General features: G+C 70.5%; 20 protein-coding genes. 16 read left to right on the forward strand and 4 right to left on the reverse strand.

Annotated elements, in window-relative coordinates; translation table 11 throughout:
* Positions 1 to 278 precede the first annotated feature (278 nt).
* From ACO2TI_RS14275 to ACO2TI_RS14310, 8 genes are all read left to right on the forward strand, one after another.
* The gene (locus ACO2TI_RS14275) at positions 279 to 1,076 is read left to right on the forward strand and encodes a crotonase/enoyl-CoA hydratase family protein (protein ID WP_423285228.1); all 798 of its coding nucleotides are present in this window, start codon (positions 279 to 281) and stop codon (positions 1,074 to 1,076) included.
* Entirely contained in the window at positions 1,073 to 2,923 is a 1,851-nt protein-coding gene (locus ACO2TI_RS14280; protein ID WP_423285230.1) for a feruloyl-CoA synthase, read from the forward strand. Before ACO2TI_RS14275 ends, ACO2TI_RS14280 begins: the two co-directional genes overlap by 4 nt.
* A 10-nt stretch (positions 2,924 to 2,933) precedes the next feature.
* Entirely contained in the window at positions 2,934 to 3,698 is a 765-nt protein-coding gene (locus tag ACO2TI_RS14285; protein WP_423285232.1) for an SDR family NAD(P)-dependent oxidoreductase, read from the forward strand.
* Positions 3,699 to 3,735: 37 nt separating this feature from the next.
* Positions 3,736 to 4,866, forward strand: coding sequence for an ABC transporter substrate-binding protein (locus ACO2TI_RS14290; protein ID WP_423285234.1), 1,131 nt, complete (start codon positions 3,736 to 3,738; stop codon positions 4,864 to 4,866).
* Between the two features lie 192 nt (positions 4,867 to 5,058).
* On the forward strand, positions 5,059 to 6,096 hold the full coding sequence (locus tag ACO2TI_RS14295) for a branched-chain amino acid ABC transporter permease (RefSeq protein WP_423285236.1): 1,038 nt from the start codon (positions 5,059 to 5,061) through the stop codon (positions 6,094 to 6,096).
* 117 nt (positions 6,097 to 6,213) lie between these two features.
* The gene (locus ACO2TI_RS14300; protein WP_423285238.1) at positions 6,214 to 8,049 is read left to right on the forward strand and encodes an ABC transporter permease subunit; all 1,836 of its coding nucleotides are present in this window, start codon (positions 6,214 to 6,216) and stop codon (positions 8,047 to 8,049) included.
* An 86-nt stretch (positions 8,050 to 8,135) separates the two neighbouring features.
* On the forward strand, positions 8,136 to 8,873 hold the full coding sequence (locus ACO2TI_RS14305; RefSeq protein ID WP_423285240.1) for an ABC transporter ATP-binding protein: 738 nt from the start codon (positions 8,136 to 8,138) through the stop codon (positions 8,871 to 8,873).
* Positions 8,873 to 9,364 (forward strand): MarR family winged helix-turn-helix transcriptional regulator, encoded by a 492-nt coding sequence (locus ACO2TI_RS14310; protein ID WP_423285242.1) that lies wholly within the window; start codon positions 8,873 to 8,875, stop codon positions 9,362 to 9,364. Before ACO2TI_RS14305 ends, ACO2TI_RS14310 begins: the two co-directional genes overlap by 1 nt.
* Before the next feature lie 66 nt (positions 9,365 to 9,430).
* On the opposite strand, the gene pobA is transcribed toward ACO2TI_RS14310, so the two are convergent.
* Positions 9,431 to 10,630: a 4-hydroxybenzoate 3-monooxygenase gene (pobA, locus tag ACO2TI_RS14315; protein WP_423285244.1), complete on the reverse strand. Its 1,200-nt coding sequence runs from the start codon at positions 10,628 to 10,630 to the stop codon at positions 9,431 to 9,433.
* Positions 10,631 to 10,647: 17 nt separating this feature from the next.
* Positions 10,648 to 11,469 (reverse strand): IclR family transcriptional regulator domain-containing protein, encoded by an 822-nt coding sequence (locus tag ACO2TI_RS14320; RefSeq protein ID WP_423285419.1) that lies wholly within the window; start codon positions 11,467 to 11,469, stop codon positions 10,648 to 10,650.
* Between the two features lie 209 nt (positions 11,470 to 11,678).
* Here ACO2TI_RS14320 and pcaH point away from each other — a divergent pair, with 209 nt between their 5' ends.
* The 5 genes from pcaH to ACO2TI_RS14345 are packed head-to-tail and all read left to right on the forward strand — an operon-like array spanning position 11,679 to position 15,946.
* Positions 11,679 to 12,374, forward strand: coding sequence for a protocatechuate 3,4-dioxygenase subunit beta (gene pcaH / locus ACO2TI_RS14325; RefSeq protein ID WP_423285246.1), 696 nt, complete (start codon positions 11,679 to 11,681; stop codon positions 12,372 to 12,374).
* A gap of 13 nt (positions 12,375 to 12,387) precedes the next feature.
* Positions 12,388 to 12,888 (forward strand): protocatechuate 3,4-dioxygenase, encoded by a 501-nt coding sequence (locus ACO2TI_RS14330; RefSeq protein WP_423285248.1) that lies wholly within the window; start codon positions 12,388 to 12,390, stop codon positions 12,886 to 12,888.
* Between the two features lie 7 nt (positions 12,889 to 12,895).
* Entirely contained in the window at positions 12,896 to 14,128 is a 1,233-nt protein-coding gene (pcaB, locus tag ACO2TI_RS14335; RefSeq protein WP_423285250.1) for a 3-carboxy-cis,cis-muconate cycloisomerase, read from the forward strand.
* A complete protein-coding gene (locus ACO2TI_RS14340; protein ID WP_423285252.1) occupies positions 14,125 to 15,390 on the forward strand; it encodes an alpha/beta fold hydrolase in 1,266 nt (421 codons plus the stop codon). The genes pcaB and ACO2TI_RS14340 overlap by 4 nt, the downstream gene beginning before the upstream one ends.
* Positions 15,391 to 15,412: 22 nt before the next feature.
* Positions 15,413 to 15,946: a DUF456 domain-containing protein gene (locus tag ACO2TI_RS14345; RefSeq protein ID WP_423285254.1), complete on the forward strand. Its 534-nt coding sequence runs from the start codon at positions 15,413 to 15,415 to the stop codon at positions 15,944 to 15,946.
* 132 nt (positions 15,947 to 16,078) lie between these two features.
* Here the strand turns inward: ACO2TI_RS14345 and ACO2TI_RS14350 are convergent, their stop codons facing one another.
* Positions 16,079 to 16,930: an IclR family transcriptional regulator gene (locus ACO2TI_RS14350; protein WP_423285256.1), complete on the reverse strand. Its 852-nt coding sequence runs from the start codon at positions 16,928 to 16,930 to the stop codon at positions 16,079 to 16,081.
* A gap of 98 nt (positions 16,931 to 17,028) precedes the next feature.
* Between ACO2TI_RS14350 and ACO2TI_RS14355 the strand changes: the two genes are divergently transcribed.
* From ACO2TI_RS14355 to pcaF, 3 genes are read left to right on the forward strand one after another with little or no spacing between them, the layout of a single operon-like run.
* Positions 17,029 to 17,730, forward strand: a complete 702-nt coding sequence (locus ACO2TI_RS14355) for a 3-oxoacid CoA-transferase subunit A (RefSeq protein WP_423285258.1) — start codon at positions 17,029 to 17,031, stop codon at positions 17,728 to 17,730.
* Between the two features lies 1 nt (position 17,731).
* Entirely contained in the window at positions 17,732 to 18,376 is a 645-nt protein-coding gene (locus tag ACO2TI_RS14360; RefSeq protein WP_423285260.1) for a 3-oxoacid CoA-transferase subunit B, read from the forward strand.
* An 11-nt stretch (positions 18,377 to 18,387) separates the two neighbouring features.
* Entirely contained in the window at positions 18,388 to 19,593 is a 1,206-nt protein-coding gene (gene pcaF, locus ACO2TI_RS14365; RefSeq protein WP_423285262.1) for a 3-oxoadipyl-CoA thiolase, read from the forward strand.
* Between the two features lie 73 nt (positions 19,594 to 19,666).
* Here pcaF and ACO2TI_RS14370 read toward each other — a convergent pair whose 3' ends face one another.
* Entirely contained in the window at positions 19,667 to 20,785 is a 1,119-nt protein-coding gene (locus ACO2TI_RS14370) for a porin (protein WP_423285264.1), read from the reverse strand.
* Between the last annotated feature and the right edge of the window lie 133 nt (positions 20,786 to 20,918).

Raw genomic sequence — 20,918 nt, forward strand, 5'->3', positions numbered from 1 at the left:
GGCGGCCGGGCCTGCGCCGCCGCGCGGCGTCCTTGGTCTTCGGACGGGGGGACGCCGTTTAATTACTTTAATTAAGTAAATTGTCGACTCACTCACGGACTAACCCGAGGCCGTGGCGGTCTGTGCGATTGGCGCACGGCGCAGGTTTGCTTAGAGGAGCGGGCAGCCGGCAAAGCCTCTGCCCTAGGGTTAGTCCCGGAGGCGCGCGGCGCCAAGATAATTAGTATGTAGAAGTATTTTGCTGCGGTGCAACCGCAATGCCCGAATCGAGAAAGCCTATGTCCGCCGTCAGTCCCCTGTTGTCCCAGCTCGAGCTGCTGCGCGTGAGCGTCGACGGCCCGGTCGCTCACCTGCGCCTGTCGCGCCCGACCAAGCGCAACGCGATCAACGACCAGCTGATCACCGAGATTCACACGGCGATCCTCAACCTGCCGGGCGAGGCGCGCGCCGCGGTGATCAGCGGCGAGGGCGAGCACTTCTGCGCCGGGCTCGACCTGTCCGAAGTCGCCGAGCGCAACGTCGCCGAGGGCATCGTGCATTCGCGCATGTGGCATGCCGCGTTCGACGCGCTGCAGTTCTGCCGCGTGCCGGTGATCGCGGTGCTGCACGGCGCGGTGGTCGGCGGCGGTCTCGAGCTCGCGACCAGCGCGCACCTGCGCGTCGCCGAGCCGAGCGCGTTCTACGCATTGCCCGAGGGCCAGCGCGGCATCTTCGTCGGCGGCGGCGGCTCGGTGCGCGTGCCGCGCCTGATCGGCGTCGCGCGCATGACCGACATGATGCTCACCGGCCGCGTGTTGAATGCCGAGGAGGGGCAGGCGGTCGGCCTGTCGAACTACCTGGTCGGCGAAGGCGAGGGCCTCGCCAAGGCTTTCGAGCTGGCGCACAAGGTCGCGAGCAACGCGCCGCTGTCGAACTTCTCGGTGATCCAGGCGCTGCCGCGCATCGCCGATCTCTCGCGCGATGACGGCCTGTTCCTCGAATCACTGATGTCGTCGATCGCGCAGGGCGACGATGCCGCCAAGGAGCGCGTGCGCGCCTTCCTGGAAAAGCGCGCGGCCAAGGTGAGCAAGTCGTGAGCACGGCGAAGTACCGCGACGTCGCGATCGGCGGCTGCCTCGAGGCCAGCGTCGAACGCCGTGCCGACGGCAGTGTCGTCCTGCGTTCCAAGGAAGCGCTGCAGGCGCATCCCGCGCGACTGACCGACCGGCTCGAGCACTGGGCGCAGGCCGCGCCCGATCGCGTCTTCATCGCGCAGCGCCACCACGGCGGCGACTGGCGCACCATCAGCTATGCGCAGATGCTCGATCGCGCGCGCCGCGTCGGCCAGGCGCTCGCGGCGCGCGGCCTCTCGCGCGAGCGGCCGATCGCGATCCTGTCCGAGAACAGCCTCGACCACCTCACGCTTGCACTCGGCGCGATGTGGGTCGGCGTGCCCTACACGCCGATCTCCACCGCCTACTCGGTGGTCTCGCAGGACTTCGGCAAGCTGCGCCACATCCTCGCGACGACCACACCCGGCCTCGTGTTCGCGTCGGGCCCGGCCTATGCCAAGGCGATCGCCGCCTGCGTGGCCGACGACGTCGAGGTCGTGCTCGGCGAAGGCCAGCTCGACGGCCGCGCGAGCACGCGCTTCGCGCAGCTGCTCGACACCGAGCCGGGCGCGGAGGTCGACGCCGCGCATGCCGCGACCGGCCCCGACACCATCGTCAAGTTCCTGTTCACCTCGGGCTCGACCAAGCACCCGAAGGGCGTGGTGAACACGCACGCGATGATGTGCTGCAACCTGCAGATGATTCGCCAGGCCTTCGCCTTCCTGGCCGAGGAGCCGCCGGTGCTGGTCGACTGGCTGCCGTGGAATCACACCTTCGGCGGCAACCACAACGTCGGCATCGCGCTCTACAACGGCGGCACGCTCTACATCGACGAGGGCAAGCCCACGCCCGCCGGCATCGCCGAGACGCTGCGCAACCTGCGCGAGATCGCGCCGACGATCTACTTCAACGTGCCCAAGGGCTTCGAGGAGATCGTCGCGGCGATGGAGCGCGACGAAGGGCTTCGCCGCCAGCTGTTCTCGCGCGTCAAGGCCTTCATGTTCTCCGGCGCCGGCCTGTCACAGGCGGTGTGGGACCGGCTCGACCAGCTCGCCGAGGCCACCGTCGGCGAGCGCATCCCGATGTGGTCGGGCCTGGGCATGACCGAGACCGCGCCCTCGTGCACCTTCGCGCTCAAGCCGGGCGCGGTGCGCTCGGGCCACATCGGCCTGCCGTGCCCGGGCGTCGAGGTCAAGCTCGTACCGGTCGACGGCAAGACCGAGATCCGCTTTCGCGGCCCCAACGTGATGCCCGGCTACTGGCGCCAGCCCGACCTCAGCGCCGAGGCCTTCGACGACGAAGGCTTCTACCGCACCGGCGACGCGGTGAAGTGGGTCGACGAAGCCGATCCGCAGCGCGGCCTGCTGTTCGACGGTCGCATCGCCGAGGACTTCAAGCTCGCGACCGGCACCTTCGTCAGCGTCGGGCCGCTGCGCGCGAAGGTGATCCTCGAAGGCGCGCCCTGCGTGCAGGACGCGGTGGTCGCCGGCATCGACCGCAACGAACTCGGCCTGATGATCTTCCCGCGCCTGGACGAATGCCGCCGTCTCGCCGCGCTGCCGGCGACGGCCAGCGCCGACGACGTGCTGCGCCATGCCGTGGTGCGCGAGTTCTTCCAGTCGCTCGCCGATCGGCTGTGGGACAGCGGCACCGGCAGCGCCAACCGCCCGGCGCGGCTGACGCTGCTGGCCGAGCCGCCGTCGATCGACCGCGGCGAGATCACCGACAAGGGTTCGATCAACCAGCGCGCCGTGCTGTCGCACCGGGCCGCGCGCGTCGAGGCGCTGTACGCCGGCGGCGACGACGTGATCCTGCCGCGCCGCGGCGACTGAAAGGACTCGCATGCAACTGAAGGGACAAGCCGCCCTCGTCACCGGCGGCGGCTCCGGACTCGGCGCGCAGACCGCGCGCCAGCTCGCGGCGCTGGGCGCCCGGGTCGCGGTGCTCGACATCAATGCCGAGGCGGCCCAGGCGGTCGCCGCCGAGATCGGCGGCCTTGGCGTGGCCTGCGACATCACCGACAGCGACAGCGTCATCGCCGCGCTCGATGCGGCCGCCGCCGCGCACGGCGCGGCGCGCGTGCTGATGAACGTCGCCGGCATCGGCGGCGCCAAGCGCGTGATCGGGCGCGACGGCGAGCCGATGCCGCTGGCCGATTTCCGGCGCGTGATCGACGTCAACCTCACCGGCACCTTCAACGTGATCCGCCTCGCGGCCGCGCGCATGGCCAGGCTCGAAGCGCTCGACGACGGCGAGCGCGGCGTGATCGTCAACACCGCCTCGGTGGCGGCTTACGACGGCCAGGTCGGGCAAGAGGCCTACGCGGCCAGCAAGGGCGGCCTGGTCTCGCTGACGCTGCCGCTGGCGCGCGACCTCGCGCAGCACGGCGTGCGCGTGTGCACGATCGCGCCGGGCCTGTTCCTCACGCCGCTGCTGTACGCGCTGCCGCAAGAGGTGCAGGACTCGCTGGCCGCGAGCATTCCGTTCCCCAAGCGCCTCGGCAAGCCCGAGGAGTTCGCGCAGCTCGCCGCGCACATCGTCGCCAACCCGTCGCTGAACGGCGAGGTGATCCGCCTCGACGGCGCGCTGCGGCTGCCGCCCCGCTAGACGCTTTTTGCCCGACGACAACGACCAGGAGACAAGCATGCTGAAGAAGACCCTCGTGGCCGCGGCGCTCGCGGCGCTGTGCTCGCAGGCCGCGCTGGCCGACATCACGATCGGCGTGACGCTGCCGCTCACCGGCCCGGCCTCGGGCCTGGGCATCCCGGTCAACAACGGCTTCAAACTGTGGCCAGACAAGATCGCCGGCGAGAAGCTCAACCTGATCGTGCTCGACGACGCGACCGACCCGACCAGCGGCGTCAAGAATGCGCGCCGCTTCGTCTCCGATGACAAGGTCGATCTGATCATCGGCTCGGCCGCGACGCCGGTGGCGGTCGCGATGGCCGAGGTCGCGGCCGAGTCGCAGACGCCGCAGATCGCGATGAGCCCGATCCCGCTCGGCCCCGGCAAGGACGCGTGGAGCTTTCGCATGGCCCACGGCAGCGCGGTGATGGCGCAGGCGATGGTCGACCACATGAAGAAGCAGGGCGTGAAGACGGCCGGCTTCCTCGGCTACACCGACGCCTACGGCGAGACCTGGCTCAAGGAGTTCAGCGCCAAGGCCGAGGCCGCCGGCATCAAGCTCGTGGCGACCGAGCGCTTCCAGCGTACTGACACCAGCGTGACCGCGCAGGCGCTCAAGCTCACGGCGGCGAACCCCGACGCGATGCTGGTCGTCGCCTCCGGCTCGGGCGCGGCGATGCCGCACGTGGCGATCGTCGAGCGCGGCTACAAGGGCAAGATCTACCAGACCCACGCGGCCGCCTCGCGCGACCTGATGCGCGTGGGCGGCAAGGCGGTCGAGGGCGCCTACGTGGTCTCCGGCCCGGCGGTGGTGGCCGAGCAGCTGCCCGATGCGCACCCGTCCAAGCCGCACGCGCTGAAGTACGTCGCCGCCTACGAAAAGCTCTTCGGCCCCGGTTCGCGCAACCAGTTCGCCGCGCACACCTACGACGCGCTGCTCGTGCTCGAGCAGGCGGTGCCGGTGGCGATGAAGAAGGGCAAGCCCGGCACGCCGGCCTTTCGCGCCGCGCTGAAGGACGCGATCGAGGCCGGCAACAAGTTCGCCGTCTCGCAAGGCGTGCTCGACTACACCCCGCAGGACCACTGGGGCTTCACGAGCGACAGCGCGGTGGTGATGAAGGTCGTCAACGGCGACTGGAAAGTCGAATGAGCAGGGCCCCCACGCTCACTGCGTTCGCTGCCCCCCGAGGGGGCCCAGTCGCCTTGGGGCGGCCGGGCGGCGACTGAGTCGCGCACATTCGTCGACCGCCCGGCTGCGGGTAGTCCGCGTGTTCCGCAACGCTGCACTGCGGCATGATCCGCGCGCCCGATCTGCGGGCGCGTTTCGCTTCCGATTCGAACCATGGATTTCTCGATCGCCAGCATCCTCACGCTGGACGGCCTGACCAACGGCGCGATCTATGCGCTGCTCGCGCTGGCCACCGTGCTCGTGTTCGCGGTCACGCGCGTGATCTTCATCCCGCAAGGCGAGTTCGTCGCGTTCGCGGCGCTCACGGTGGGCATGTTCCAGCTCGGCAAGGTGCCGGGCACGGTGTGGTTCCTGCTGCTGATGGCCGCGCTCGCGGCGCTGCTCGATCTCGTCGAGGGCCTGCGCGCGCGGCGCACGCCGGCGCAGCTCGCACGCACGCTCGTGCGCACGCTGGCGCTGCCGGTCGTGGCATCGGGGCTTTCGATCTGGCTCGCGCCGCGCCAGCCCGGCCTGCTGGTGCAGGCACTGCTCACGCTGGCGCTGGTCACGCCGATGGGCGGCCTGATCTACCGGCTGGCCTACCGCTCGCTGGCCGGCGCCAGCGTGCTGGTGCTGCTGATCGTCTCGGTCGGCGTGCACTTCGCGCTCACCGGCATCGGCCTCGTGGTGTTCGGCGCCGAGGGTTTTCGCAACCCGAGCTTCTGGGAAGAACGCTTCAACCTCGGCCCGCTGGGCTTCAGCGGCCAGACGCTGATCATCTTCGCGGCCTCGATCGCGCTGATCGTCTCGCTGTTCCTGTTCTTCGAGCGCTCGCTGTACGGCAAGGCACTGCGCGCGACCGCGGTCAACCGGCTCGGCGCGCGGCTGATGGGCATTTCGAGCGAGACCGCGGGCAGCCTGAGCTTCACGATGGCGGCCTTCATCGGCGCGCTGTCGGGCCTTCTGATCGGCCCCACGACCACGGTGTTCTACGACTCGGGCTTCCTGATCGGCCTCAAGGGCTTCGTCGCCGCGGTGTTCGCGGGCCTGGCGAGCTATCCGCTGGCGGCGGTGGGCGCGGTCGGCGTCGGCCTGCTGGAATCCTTCGGCTCGTTCTGGGCCAGTGCCTACAAGGAAGTGATCGTCTTCACCTCGATCCTGCCGGTGCTGCTGTGGCGCTCGCTGCGCGACCCGCACTCCGACGAGGAATGAACCACCCCCGAAGCGCCTTCGGCGCCTCCCCCTCAAGGGGGCGACGCCAGCGGACCGGCGAAGCCGGATCCGCGGCGTCCGCTTGGCTGCACCGACTTGTGCAGCGGAGCCACTGAAATGAAAACCGTAGCTGCTGCTGTTGCTTCTTCTCCTTCCACGCCGACGGCCGCCTCCAGCCAGCGCGCACGCGTTGCGATTGCCGCGATCGTCGTCGTGCTCGCCGCATTGCCGCTGCTGCCGGTGCCCGAGTTCTGGATCACCCAGCTCAACTACATCGGCCTGTATTCGCTGGTCGTGCTGGGCCTGGTGCTGCTGACCGGCGTGGCCGGGCTCACCTCGTTCGGCCAGGCCGCGTTCGTCGGCGTGGGCGCCTACACCAGTGCCTACTTGAGCACCCAGCTCGGCTGGTCGCCGTGGCTCAACCTGTGGATCGGTCTCGCGCTCACGGTCATCGTGGCGCTGATCCTCGGCTGGTTGACGCTGCGCATGTCGGGCCACTACCTGCCGCTGGCCACGATCGCCTGGTGCCTGTCGCTGAACTACACGATGGCCAACGCCGAAGGCCTGGGCAAGTACGACGGCCTGCTCGGCGTGCCGGCACTGCACTTCTTCGGCATCGACCTCAACCAGGGCCGCAGCCTCTACTACCTGATCTGGGCGCTGGCCTTGGCCGGCGCCTGGGCGCTGATCAACCTGCTCGACTCGCGGCCCGGCCGCGCGATCCGTGCGCTCAAGGGCGGCGTGACGATGGCCGAGGCGATGGGCGTCTCGACCTTCCGCTACAAGGTCATCGTGTTCGTGATCGCGGCCATCTACGCCGCGGTGTCGGGCTGGCTGTTCGCGCACTTCCAGCGCACGGTGAACCCGAGCCCGTTCGGCATCAAGATGGGCATCGAGTACCTGTTCATGGCCGTGGTCGGCGGCGTCGGGCAGGTGTGGGGTGCGTTCACCGGCGCGGCCCTGGTCAAGCTGGTGGAAGACCAGCTCCAGGTCTGGCTGCCCAAGCTGATCGGCACCAGCGGCAACTACGAGATCATTGTCTTCGGCGTCGTGCTGGTGCTGGTGCTGAAGTACGCCGCCGACGGCGTGTGGCCGCACATCCGCAACGCCTTCGCGAAGCTGATCCCGGCGCCCGCGCGCCCGCGCGACTGGGCCGACGCCGCGCCGCTGGCCGAACGCGACAAGCCGGCCCCGGGCGAGTTCCTGCTCGAAGCCCGCGCGGTGCGCAAGCAGTTCGGCGGCCTGGTCGCGGTCAACGACGTGAGCTTTTCGATCCGCGCCGGCGAGATCATCGGCCTGATCGGCCCCAACGGCGCCGGCAAGTCGACCACCTTCAACCTCGTCTCCGGCGTGCTGGCCTTGAGCGGCGGCCAGGTCACGTTCCGCGGCCAGCGCGTCGACGGCCTGCCCTCGCGCGAGATCGCGCGCCGTGGCATGTCGCGCACCTTCCAGCACGTCAAGCTGATCCCCGAGATGACGGTGCTGGAGAACGTTGCGCTGGGCGGCTACCTGCGCTCGAGCAAGGGCAGCGTCGCGGCGATGCTGCGCGCCAACCGCGCCGAAGAGCGCCAGCTGTTTCGCGAGGCCGAGCGCCAGCTCGAGCGCATCGGCCTGGCCGATCGCATGCACGAGCAGGCCGGCAACCTCGCGCTGGGCCCGCAGCGCCTGGTCGAGATCGCGCGCGCGCTGGCCACCGATCCCTCGCTGCTGCTGCTGGACGAACCGGCCGCCGGCCTGCGCCTGAAGGAGAAGCAGGCGCTCGCCGCGGTGCTGCGCCAGCTCAAGGGCGAGGGCATGAGCATCCTGCTGGTCGAGCACGACATGGACTTCGTGATGGGCCTGACCGACCGCATCGTCGTGATGGAGTTCGGCACCAAGCTGATCGAGGGCACGCCGGCCGAGGTGCAGGCCAGCCCGGCGGTGCGCGCGGCCTATCTCGGCACCGAACACTAAGAACATGAACCCCCACGCTCACTCCGTTCTCTGCCCCCCGAGGGGGCTGGCCACCCTTGGGGCGGCCCTGCGGGAGGCCGTCTCACATGAATGAACTGCTGCTCGAAGTGAGCGACCTGCACGCCGGCTACGGCAAGGCCGAGGTGCTGTCGGGCCTGAACCTGCGCGCCGGCAAGGGCAGCGTGGTCACCGTGATCGGCCCCAATGGCGCCGGCAAGTCGACCATGCTCAACGCGCTGATGGGCGTGCTGCCCGGCGCGCGCGGCACGCTGCGCTACGAGGGCGAGGACGTCTCCACGCTCACGCTCGAGGAGCGCGTGATGCGCGGCATCGCCCTGGTGCCCGAGAAGCGCGAGCTCTTCAGCTCGATGCCGGTGGAAGACAACCTCGTGCTGGGCGCCTATCGCCAGATGAAGCGGCGCAACGCGCGCTGGCGCGATCAGCTCGACCACGTCTATGCCCTGTTCCCGCGCCTGAAGGAGCGCCGCGTGCAGCTCGCCGGCACGCTGTCCGGCGGCGAACGGCAGATGCTCGCGATCGGTCGCGCGCTGATGGGCCAGCCACGCCTCCTGATGCTCGACGAGCCCAGCCTCGGCCTCGCACCGCTGATCGTGAAGGAGATCTTTCGCATCATCGAGCAGCTGCGCGAGACCGGCGTGACCATCCTGCTGGTCGAGCAGAACGCGCGCGCCGCGCTCGAGGTGGCCGACTACGGCTACGTGCTCGAGACCGGCGAGATCGCGCTGCAAGGCGATGCGGCCGACCTCGCCGGCGACGCGCGCGTGGTCGAGACCTACCTCGGCGCGGCCGGCAAGACGCACTGATGGCGCGCAGCTCGAAACCCTCGGCCGAGCCGGGCGCGGCACCGTCGCACCACCCGCTCGACCAGGCCGCGCTCAAGCACGTGCTCGGCTACCAGATCTCGCTGGCCGATATCCCGAGCAAGAAGCTGTTCTTCAAGTTCATCGGCGAGCCGCTGAAGCTGCGGCCGGTCGAGTTCTCGCTGCTCGCGCTGGTGCGCCACAACCGCGACGTGACGCAAAAGCAGCTCGGCCAGGCGCTGAGCCTGTCGGCGCCCAACCTCACCTTGCTGCTCGACAAGCTCGTCGAGCGCGGCCTGCTCGCGCGCGAACGCAGCGAGCTCGACCGCCGCGTGCAGCACGTGCGCCTGACGCCGGCGGGCGAGGACACGACGCGCCGCGCACTCGAGGCCTCGCACCTGATGGAGCGCGAGTGGTCGCGCTTCCTGAGCGATGCCGAGAAGGCCATGCTCAGCGAGCTGCTGCAGAAGGTCGCGAAGCACCGGCGCGGCTGAACGGGCCGCGCTGAGCGGGCGAGCGCGGCATTCGCGCACTTGGCCTGTGCCCGCACGCGACGCCGCTCAGTCCTCGAACGGCAGTCCGACGTAGTTCTCGGCCAGCGCCGTCTGCGCCGCGACCGAGTGCGTCAGGTAGTCCAGCTCGGCTTGCTGCATGCGCCGCCCGAACGCGCCGGTCTCGGGGAAGCGGTGCATCAGCGAGGTGAACCACCACGAGAAGCGCTCGGCCTTCCAGATGCGGCGCAGGCAGCGCTGCGAGTAGTGGTCGATGCCGAGCGTGCTGCGCTCCTTGAAGAACTCGACCAGCGCGCGCGCCAGGTAGCCCACGTCGCTGGCCGCGAGGTTCAGCCCCTTGGCGCCGGTCGGCGGCACGATGTGCGCGGCGTCGCCGGCCAGGAACATGCGGCCGAAGCGCATCGGCTCGGCCACGAAGCTGCGCAGCGGCACGATGCTCTTCTCGATCGAGGGGCCGGTCACGAGGTGCGCCGCCGTCTCGGGCCCGAGGCGCTGCGCGAGTTCGTCCCAGAAGCGCTGGTCGGACCAGTCCTCGACGCGCTCGTCGGCGCTCACCTGCACGTAGTAGCGGCTGCGCGTCATCGAGCGCATGCTGGCCAGCGCGAATCCGCGCTCGTGGTTGGCGTAGATGAGCTCGTGCGCGACCGGCGGCACGTCGGCCAGCAGGCCGAGCCAGCCGAACGGGTAGACCTTCTCGTAGGTCGTGATGCGCTCGGGCGCGAGGCTGGCGCGGCAGGCGCCGTGGAAGCCGTCGCAGCCGGCGATCACGTCGCACTGCAGTTCGTGCACGAGGCCGTCTTGCGTCGTGTAGCGCACGCGCGGATGTTCGCCGTCGTAATCGAGCGGCGTGACGTCGCGCGCCTCGTAGACCGTGGGGAGGCCGGCGGCAGCGCGCGCGTCCATCAGGTCGTGCGTGATCTCGGTCTGGCCGTAGACCATCACGCGCTTGCCGCCGGTGAGCCGCGCGAGGTCGATGCGCAGGCGCCCGCCGTCGGAGGCGAGATCGAAGCCGTCGTGCGGCAGGCCTTCGCGGTGCATGCGCGCGCCGACGCCGGCTTCGTCGAGCAGCTCGGCGGTGGTCTGCTCGATGATGCCGGCGCGGATGCGTCCGAGCACGTACTCGCCGCTCTGGCGCTCCAGGATCACGGCGTCGATGCCGGCCTTGTGCAGCAGCTGGCCGAGCAGCAGGCCGGAGGGGCCGGCGCCGACGATGGCGACCTGGGTGCGGGTGGGGATCGGGCTCGTCATGGCTTCTTTCGTTCTTCTCAAAGCAAGGTGCGCAGCTGCTCCTGCGCATGCAAGAGGGCCGGCAGGCACTGCTCGACCAGCTGGTCCATGCGCATGCGCGCGGCGTGGACGCTGACGTTCATCGCCGCGACCACGTCGCCGCGGAAATTGCGCAGCGGCACGGCGATCGTGCGCAGGCCCAGCTCGAGTTCCTGGTCGACTGCGGCATAGCCCTGCGCGCGGGCGCGCAGCAGTTCCAGGCGCAAGCGCTCGGGGTGGGTGATCGTGTGCGGCGTCAGCGCGTCGAGCGACTGGCGCTCGAGCCAGGCGTCGAGCGCGTCGTTGGGCAAGGCGGCGACCAGCACGCGGCCGTTGCTGGTGCAGTAGGCCGGCACGCGCGTGCCGGGCTGCAGCGTCGCCGAGACCACGCGCCCGGCACTCGCGGCGGCCACCGCGATCACGTCGTTGCCGTCGAGCACGCCGGCCGAGCTGGCTTCCTGCATCGCGTAGGCGAGCTTTTGCAGCTGCGGCTGGATCACGCGCGGCAAGCGCGCCGAGTGCATGTAGCTCTGGCCGAGTCGCAGCACCTTGGGGCTCAGGCCGAACAGCTTGCGGTCCTGCTGCACGTAGCCCAGGTGCTGCAGCGTGATCAGGTAGCGGCGCGCGGCCGCGCGCGTCAGGCCGGTGCGCTCGGCCACCTCGGTGATCGACAGGCGCGGGCGTTCCTGGTCAAAGGCCTCGATCACCGCGAGCCCCTTCTCCAGCCCGGCAATCAGGTCGCGCTTGTGCGGGCCGTCGTCGACGCCGGCGTGCGGCTCATTGGCGGCGGAAGCGACGTCGGACGTCGCGGCAGCGGGCATCGTCACCAATGTCTCCTGTTTGGCTTTGATCTGCTATTCGCACAAATTGGGCGCTGGGCGATCGCGTGGAGATCCCGCTGCCTTGTTTTGAAGCAGCATATCGCGTAGCTTTCGGGCTGCAAGTTCGATTAGCAAACCAATGCGCGTTAATCGCACAAACCGATTCGATCGGTCGCTGTGCGAACCGACGCCTCGCCGAGGAGTGCCGCATGCGTTTTCCGCCCGTCGCGCCGGGGGTCCACCCGTCGCTGATCCATCCGCCCTATGTCTCGACGCGCACGCGCGGGCCCTCGCAGGCGCCGATCCGGCTCGAAAGCGCCGGCGCGCCGGTCGAGCGCGGCATCGCCTTCGAGCGCTCGCTGCTCAAGCCCAACGACGCCGATCTCACGAAGCACGGCCAGGGCGAGCCGCTGGGCGAGAAGATCGTCGTCACCGGCCGCGTGACCGACGAGGACGGCCGCCCGGTGCGCAACTCGCTGGTCGAGGTCTGGCAGTGCAACGCGGCCGGGCGCTACTGGCACAAGAAGGACCAGCACGCCGCGCCGCTGGACCCGAACTTCTTCGGCCTGGGCAAGCTGTTCACCGACGACGACGGCCGCTACCGCTTCGTGACCATCAAGCCGGGCCCGTATCCCTGGGGCAACCACCCCAAGGCCTGGCGGCCGGCGCACATCCACTTCTCGCTGTTCGGCAATGTCTATGCGCAGCGCCTGGTCACGCAGATGTATTTCCCGGGCGATCCGCTGTTCGACTACGACCCCATCTTCCAGGGCGTGCCTGACGCGGCCGCGCGCCAGCGCCTGATCTCCCGGTTCAGCCTCGACGAGACGGTGAGCGACCAGATGCTGGGCTATGTGTTCGACATCGTGCTGCGCGGCCGCGACGCGACGCCGTTCGGCATCTGAAGGAGCAGGCGAGATGAGCAACATCACGACTTCGCAGACCATCGGCCCGTTCCCGCACGAGGCCTGGGCCTGGGGCGTCGAGGCCACCAAAGCCCCTGCGAATGCCGCCCTTGTGATCGAAGGCCGATTGCTCGACGGCAGCGGCGCACCGATCAACGACGGCTGGGTCGAGGCCTGGACGCCTGACGAGGCCGGCGGCGCGATCCCCGGCTTTCGCCGCGTGCCCAGCGCAGAGGACGGCGGCTTCCGCCTCGCGCTGCCGCCGCCGGTGCCCGGCCAGCCGGCCGCCTGGGTCGCGGTGTTTGCGCGCGGGCTGCTGCTTCACCAATTCAGCGCCGTGTTCCTGGAAGACGATGCCGCGCTCGCCGACAGTGCTCTGCTCGCGCAAGTGCCCGCCGAGCGTCGCGCGACCCTGATCGCGAAGAAGCAGGGCGACGGCCGCTACCGCTGGGACATCCGGCTGCAAGGCGCGGCCGATGCGAGCGGCGAGACCGTGTTCTTCGACTTCGCATGACGCCCTGATGAGCCTGCCCGTCTTCGACCGCTTTCTCGCCACGCCCGAGATCGGCGCGGTCTTCTCCGACGCCGCGGTGATGCAGGGCCTGTTCCGCTTCGAGGCCGCGCTGGCGCGCGCCGAAGCGGCCGAGGGCCTGATCCCTGCCGCCGCGGCGAGCTCGATCGCGAGCATGTGCCGCGCCGAGCTCTTTGACCTCGAAGCGATCGCCGCGGCCAGCGGGCGCGCCGGCAGCCTGGCGATCCCGCTGGTCGACGAGCTGCGGCGCACCGTGGGCCTGGTCGATCCCGAGGCGGCGCGCTGGGTGCACTTCGGCAGCACCAGCCAGGACGCGATCGACACCGGCATGGCCCTGGTCACGCGCGATGCGCTCGCGCTTGTCGACCGCACGCTGGGCCGCGTGTGCGACGCGCTGTTCACGCTCGCCGAGGCCCATGCCGACACGCCGGTGCTCGCGCGCACGCTGATGCAGCCGGCGCAGGTCACGAGCTTCGGCCTCAAGTGCGCGAACTGGCTCGCGCCGCTGCTGCGCTCGCGCGCGCGGCTGCGCGAGCAGGGCGCGCGCTCGCTCGCGCTGCAGCTCGGCGGCGCGGTCGGCACGCTGTCGGTGATCGGCGAGCGCGCGCCGCAGGTCGCGCAGCGCATGGCTGCCGAGCTCGGGCTCGCCGCGCCCGATGCGCCATGGCACACGCAGCGCGACGAGTGGGTGCGCCTCGGGCTCGAAGCCGCGGTGCTGACCGGCAGCCTCGGCAAGCTCGCCACCGACCTCGCGCTGATGTCGCAAGGCGAGATCGCCGAGCTGGCCGAGCCCACGGCCGCCGGGCGCGGCGGCTCGACCGCGATGCCGCACAAGCGCAATCCGGTCGCCGCGATGGCCGCGCTCGCGGCCGCGCAGCGCACGCCGCAGCGCGCCGCCGCGCTGCTGGCCGCGATGGCGCAGCAGCATGAGCGCGGCCTGGGCAACTGGCAGGCCGAGCTGGCCGAATGGCCCGGCCTGTGGATCAGCACGCACGGCGCCGCCAGCGCGATGGCCGAGGCGATGCAGGGCCTGCAGGTCGATGCCGCGCGCATGCGCCGCAACATCGGCGTGCTCGAAGGGCCGGTCTATGCCGACGCCGACGCGGTGGCGCAGGCCGCGCGCCAGGCGGCGGCGCAGGCGCGCGCTCGCCTGGCCTCCTTGCGGGCCCTCGCCTTGCCCCCTGTGTGCTGGCCCGAGCCCGACGCAGAATCGACATCATGAGCTACGACCCCTACGACCACGACCTCGAGCGCGGCATGCGCAACCGCCGCGCGATCCTTGGCGACGCCTGGGTCGACAAGTCGGTCGCCAACGCGCACGCCTTCAACGCCGAGTTCCAGAACTTCATCACCCGCTACGCGTGGCACGAGGTCTGGGGCCGCCCCGGGCTCGACGCGAAGACGCGGCGCGTGATCGTGCTGGCCATCACCGCGTCGCTGGCGCGCTGGGAGGAGTTCGAGCTGCATTGCAAGGCGGCGCTCTCGGGCGGCGATCCGGCCACCCGGCTGACGCCGGCCGAGGTCAAGGAAGTGCTGATCCAGATCGCGATCTACGCCGGCGTGCCGGCCGCCAACACCGCGGTCTCGCTGACCAGCAAGATCCTGCGCGAGCTCGGCCACGAGCTGCCGCCGTCGCCGGCCACCGAGGCCTACCACCCGGGCGTCGGGCGCAGCGCGCGCACGGCGGCGGGTGCGGGGGAGCCTGCGATCCACTACACGGTGCGCGAGCCGCGCGATCGCGACACCCCGCGACAGACCGTCGTGCTCAGCCACGCGCTCGGCTGCGACGTGTCGATGTGGGACACGCTGGCCAACACGCTGGCGGCCGAGCACCGCGTGATCTGCTTCGACCACCGCGGCCACGGCCAGTCCGACGCGCCGGGCGGCCCGTACACGATGGCCGGCCTGGCCGAGGACGCCGCGCGCGTGATCGAGGCGGCCGCCGGCGGCTACCCGGTGGTGTGGATCGGCCTGTCGATGGGCGGCATGGTCGGCCAGGAGCTGGCGCTTGCGCGGCCCGAGCTGGTCAAGGCGCTGGTGATCGCCAACTCGACCTCCGGCTACGACGAGCCGGCCCGCGCGATGTGGCAGCAGCGCATCGAGACGATCGAGCAACAGGGGCTCGACGCGATTGCCGACGGCGCGATGCAGCGCTGGTTCGGCGAGACCTTCCGCGCCGCGAACCCGGCGACGGTCGCACGCTGGCGCCGCCGCGTCGTCTCGACCGATCCGCGCGGCTACCTCGGCGCCTGCCACGCGGTGATGAACCTCGCGACCACCGACCGCCTGCCGCGAATCGCGGTGCCCACGCTGGTGATCGCCGGCGAGATCGATCCCGGCACGCCGGTCGCAATGAGCGAGACGATGGTCCAGGCCATTCCGGGCGCGGAGCTGGTGGTGCTGCCGGGCGCCTCGCACCTGTCGGTGTTCGAGGAGCCGCGCGCCTTCGCGCAGGTGGTGCAGCGCTTCATCGACACGTTGTGACGCCGAACCCGATGCCCGCGTGATGCCCGAAGCCTTGTCCGCGTTGATGCCACAGGTGCCGCTCGCCGTGTGGTGGCTGCTCGCGAGCGGGCTGGTCGCCGTCGGCATCGTCGGCACCGTGATGCCCGTGCTGCCCGGCGCGGCGCTGGTGCTGGCCGGCCTGGCGCTCGCAGCATGGATCGACGGCTTCGTGCGCGTGACGCCGATCGCGCTGGCGGTGATCGCCGCGCTCGCGGTGCTGGCCTGGCTGACCGACTACGTGGCCGCGCTGCTCGGCGCCAAGACGGTCGGCGCGAGCCGCTGGGCGCTGGTCGGCGCGGCGCTGGGCACCGTGCTGGGCATCTTTGCCGGCTTCATCGGGCTCTTGTTCCTGCCCTTCGTCGGCGCGGTGCTCGGCGAGCTGTGGGCGCAGCGCGAGCGCAGCGCGGCGGGCGGCGCGAACCAGGCGCTGAAGGTCGGCTTGGGCACCTGGATCGGCCTGCTGATCGGCACCGCGGTCAAGCTCGCGCTCGTGTTCGCGATGGTCGGCGCGTTCGTGCTCGCCTGGCTGATCTAAGCGCAAACGCAAACCGCCAACGCAAACCGCCAACGCCCGCCAGGGTTCCCCAGGTCTTGCGCGGATCCGGCTCCGCCGGTCCGCAGCAAGGGCCCCCTCGGGGGGCAGCGAGCGACAGCGAGCGTGGGGGCCCTATGTATGCGCCCGCACCAGCGCGTTGATCTTTGCCGCCGCCGCCTGCAGCGGCGGCAGGAAGCGCTCGACCATCTGCGCCGGCGGCGTGCGGTGCAGCTGGCCGCTGATGTTGACCGCGGCGACCGTGCGGCCGACGCGGTTGACGATCGGCACCGCGATCGAGATCAGGCCTTCCTCCAGCTCGCCCGCCACCAGCGCGTAGCCCTGCGCGCGCACCTGCTGCAGCTGTGCGTACAGCGCGTCGGCGTCGGTGATCGTCGCGCTGGTGCGGCGATCGAGCGGCATGCGGGCCAGGCGCTGGCGCAGCGCCGGCTCGCCGATGCGGTCGATCTGGTCGGCCAGCAGCACGCGGCCCATCGAGGTGCAGTGGGCCGGCAGCCGGCTGCCGACGCCGAGGTTGATCGACATGATCTGGTGCGCCGGCACGCGCAGCACGTAGACGATGTCGTCGCCGTCGAGCACGGCGGCCGAGCACGACTCCTTGAGCTCCTGCGTGAGCCCCTCCATCACCGGCTGCGCGAGCTGCCACACCGGCTGCGACGAGAGGTAGGCGAAGCCCAGCTCCAGCACCTTGGGCGTCAGGCGGAACAGCCGGCCTTCGCTCTCGACGTAGCCGAGGTGCTGCAGCGTCAGCAGGATGCGCCGCGCGCCGGCGCGCGTGAGGCCGGCGCGGTCGGCCGCTTCGGAGAGCGTCTGCGCCGGCGAGCGCGCGCCGAAGCTGCGCAGCACCGCGAGGCCGCGGGCGAACGACTGCACGTAGCTGTCGCCCGGCGCCGGCGGGCCGGCAGGCTCGGCCGAAGCACTCGGGTTGACAGGGTCAGGCGTGCTGCCTAAGCTGGGCTTGTTCACGATTCGAATGTACGTTCGATTAGTGAACAGTTCAAGTGAGCAGATACCCGAGGTTGCTTGCCCGTTACGGGCCGGCGCGCCTCGAACTCCTTTCCACCATGATCGACAAATTCCGCTCCAGCGTCGCCGAGGCGCTGGCCGATGTGCGCGACGGCGCCACGGTGATGATCGGCGGCTTTGGCACCGCCGGCCAGCCCAACGAACTGATCGACGGCCTGATCGCGCAGGGCGCGAAGGACCTGGTGATCGTCAACAACAACGCCGGCAACGGCGACACCGGCCTGGCCGCGCTGCTGGCCGCCGGGCGGGTGCGCAAAATCATCTGCAGCTTTCCGCGCCAGGCCGACTCGCATCACTTCGACCGGCTGTACCGCGAAGGCAAGCTCGAGCTCGAGCTGGTGCCGCAGGGCAACCTGGCCGAGCGCATCCGCGCCGCCGGCGCCGGCATCGGCGCCTTCTTCACGCCCACCGGCTACGGCACCGAGCTCGCGAAGGGCAAGGAAACGCGCGAGATCGGCGGGCGCCACTACGTGCTCGAGTACCCGATCCACGCCGACGTCGCGCTGATCAAGGCCGAGCGCGGCGACCGCTTCGGCAACCTCGTCTACCGCAAGACCGCCCGCAACTTCGGGCCGATCATGGCCACGGCGGCCAAGCTGACCGTCGCGACGGTGCACGAGGTGGCGGCGCCGGGCGAGATCGACCCGGAGACGGTGGTGACGCCCGGCATCTACGTCCAGCGCATCGTGAAGATCGAACGCACCGCGACGGTCGGTGCCGGTTTCAAGCAGGCGGCGTGACATGAGCAAGAAATGGACGCGTGACCAGATGGCCGCCCGTGTCGCGCGCGACATCGCCGAGGGCATGGTCGTCAACCTCGGCATCGGCCTGCCGACGCTGGTGGCCAACCACCTGCCGAAGGAACGCGAGGTGCTGCTGCACAGCGAGAACGGCGTGCTCGGCATGGGCCCCGCGCCGGCGCCCGGCGAAGAGGACTACGACCTCATCAACGCCGGCAAGCAGCCGGTGACGCTGCGGCCCGGCGGCTCGTTCTTCCACCATGCCGACAGCTTCGCGATGATGCGCGGCGGCCATCTCGACCTGTGCGTGCTCGGCGCGTTCCAGGTTGCCGCCAACGGCGACCTCGCGAACTGGCACACCGGCGCGGCCGATGCCATTCCGGCCGTCGGAGGCGCGATGGACCTCGCCATCGGCGCCAAGGCCACCTGGGTGATGATGGAGCACCTGACCAAGAGCGGCGAGAGCAAGCTGGTCGAGCGCTGCACGTACCCGCTGACCGGCCTGGCCTGCGTGAGCCGCGTGGTCACCGACCTCGCGGTGATCGACCTGACGCGCGACGGCGCGCGGGTGATCGACATCGCCGAGGGCCTGACCTTCGACGACCTGCAGAACGTGACCGCGATTCCCCTAATCAATGCCCTGTGAGTGAGACCGCCATGAGCCAGCACGCCTTCATCGTCGATGCGATCCGCACCCCCTTCGGCCGCTACGGCGGCGCGCTTTCGTCGGTGCGCACCGACGACCTCGGCGCGATCCCGCTCAAGGCGCTGATGGCGCGCCACCCCAACCTCGACTGGGCCGCGGTCACCGACGTGATCTACGGCTGCGCCAACCAGGCCGGCGAGGACAACCGCAACGTTGCGCGCATGGCCTCGCTGCTGGCCGGCCTGCCGATCGAAGTGCCGGGCAGCACGGTCAACCGCTTGTGCGGCTCGGGGCTCGACGCGATCGGCAGCGCGGCGCGCGCGATCAAGGCCGGCGAGGCCGGCCTGATGATCGCCGGCGGCGTCGAGAGCATGAGCCGCGCGCCGTTCGTGATGCCCAAGGCGGAGAGCGCGTTCAGCCGCGCCAACGCCGTCTACGACACCACCATCGGCTGGCGCTTCGTCAACAAGCTGATGAAGGAGCAGTACGGCATCGACTCGATGCCCGAGACGGCCGAGAACGTCGCCAAGGACTTCGGCATCGAGCGCGAGGCGCAGGACCGCATGGCGCTGGCCTCGCAGCTCAAGGCCGTGGCGGCGCAGAAGGCCGGCTTCTTCGACGCCGAGATCGTGCCGGTGACGATCCCGCAGAAGAAGGGCGATGCGATCGTCGTCGCGAAGGACGAGCATCCGCGCGAGACCTCGATGGAGGCGCTGGCCAAGCTCAAGGGTGTCGTCAAGCCCGACGGCTCGGTCACCGCCGGCAACGCCTCGGGCGTCAACGACGGCGCGGCCGCGCTGCTGCTCGCCAGCGAAGCGGCGCTCGCCAAGCACGGCCTCACGCCGCGCGCGCGCGTGGTCGGCATGGCCACGGCAGGGGTCGCGCCGCGCATCATGGGCATCGGTCCGGCACCGGCGACGCAGAAGGTGCTCGAGCTCACCGGCCTGAAGCTCGAGCAGATCGACGTGATCGAGCTCAACGAGGCTTTCGCCGCGCAAGGCCTTGCGGTGCTGCGCCAGCTCGGCTTGAAGGACGACGACGCGCGCGTCAACCCGAACGGCGGCGCGATCGCGCTGGGCCACCCGCTGGGCGCCAGCGGCGCGCGGCTGGCGACCACGGCGATCAACCAGCTGCACCGCAGCGGCGGCCGCTACGCGCTGTGCACGATGTGCATCGGCGTCGGGCAGGGCATCGCGGTGGTGCTCGAGCGGGTCTGACGGCACGCGGCTTCGCGCCGCCATGCCAAGGAAGAAGGGCGGCCGTCGGCCGCCCTTTCTTTCATCGCGCCGCTCAGAAGCGGTGACGGATGTTGACGCCGTAGCTCACGCCGTCGTTGCCGACCGCCGGGCCGATCGCTGCACCCACCGGCTTGAAGCCGGCGAAGTCGATCGCCACGCTGCCGGCGTCGACCTCCTCGGACATCACCGCCGCGGTGATGTCGGTGCGCTTGGACAGCGCGTAGTTGTAGCCCAGCGTGCCGGTCCAGCGCTTGCCGGTGCCGGCGGCCTTGTACTTGGTCTCGCCGTAGGACGCGAGCACGCTGCCATTGAACAGCGGCACCGAGGCGCTGACGGCCCACAGGTCGTCCTTCACGCCGCTGATGTCCTTGTCGTCGATCTGGCCGAGCTGGGCGAAGAACTTTGCGAAGCCGGCGTCGAAGCTCGCGCCGAGCTGCCAGCTGTCCTGCTTCTCGCCGGCGGTATTGCCCTGCTCGACGCGTTGCCAGGCCAGCGTGGCCGCGAACGGGCCGCGGAAGTACAGGCCGTGGATGCCGACGCTCTTGCCGGTGCCGGTGGTGGTGGAGCTGAAGCCCTCGCCGGCGGCGACCATCGCATTGATCGTCAGGCCGCCCAGGCTCGGCGAGACGTAGTTGAGCGAGTTGTTCCAGCCCGAGTCGCCGCGCAGCTGACCGCCCGAGCTGCCGTTGTACCACTGGCGAATCGACGGCGACCAGACGAAGGAATCGCCGAAGGGGTTGAACAGCAGCGTCGAGATGAACATCGGCGGCGTGTTGCGGCCCATGCGCACCGAGCCGAGCTCGTCGCTGGTGAGGCCGACGTAGGCGCTGCGCGCGAAGAAGGTGTCGCCGGTGAAACGGCCCTGCGCGCCGTTGTCGCCGAGGAAGAAGGCCTCGAGCTTGAACTCGGCCGAGACGCCGCCGCCGAGCGCTTCCTTGCCCGCGACGCCCCAGTAGCTGGTCGTCATCGAGCCCGGCTCGACCTTGACGCGCTTGGTCCAGGGCTGGGTGAAGAAGCTGCCGCCCGAGCCGTTCTCGACCGCGTTGCCGTCGAACTCGCCGACGCCGATATCGACCAGGCCGTACAGCTGGACCGAGGACTGGGCCTGCGCGGCGCCGGCCGCAGCGAGCAGCGCGGTGGCGAAAGCGAGCGGACGCAGGAAATGCTTCATCGTGGAGAACTCCGTTGTGGTTGTGCCTGGATGGCGAGGGCTTCGGCGCTCACGCGCAAGCCTCATGCCTTCGCGAAATTGTCCGGTACCGTCCCCGGCCGAGCCTGTCGCGTCGGGAGCGTCTTGTCGTTCG

Source organism: Caldimonas sp. KR1-144 (genome assembly GCF_049446155.1).
In the GTDB taxonomy this organism is placed as follows: domain Bacteria; phylum Pseudomonadota; class Gammaproteobacteria; order Burkholderiales; family Burkholderiaceae_C; genus Rivibacter.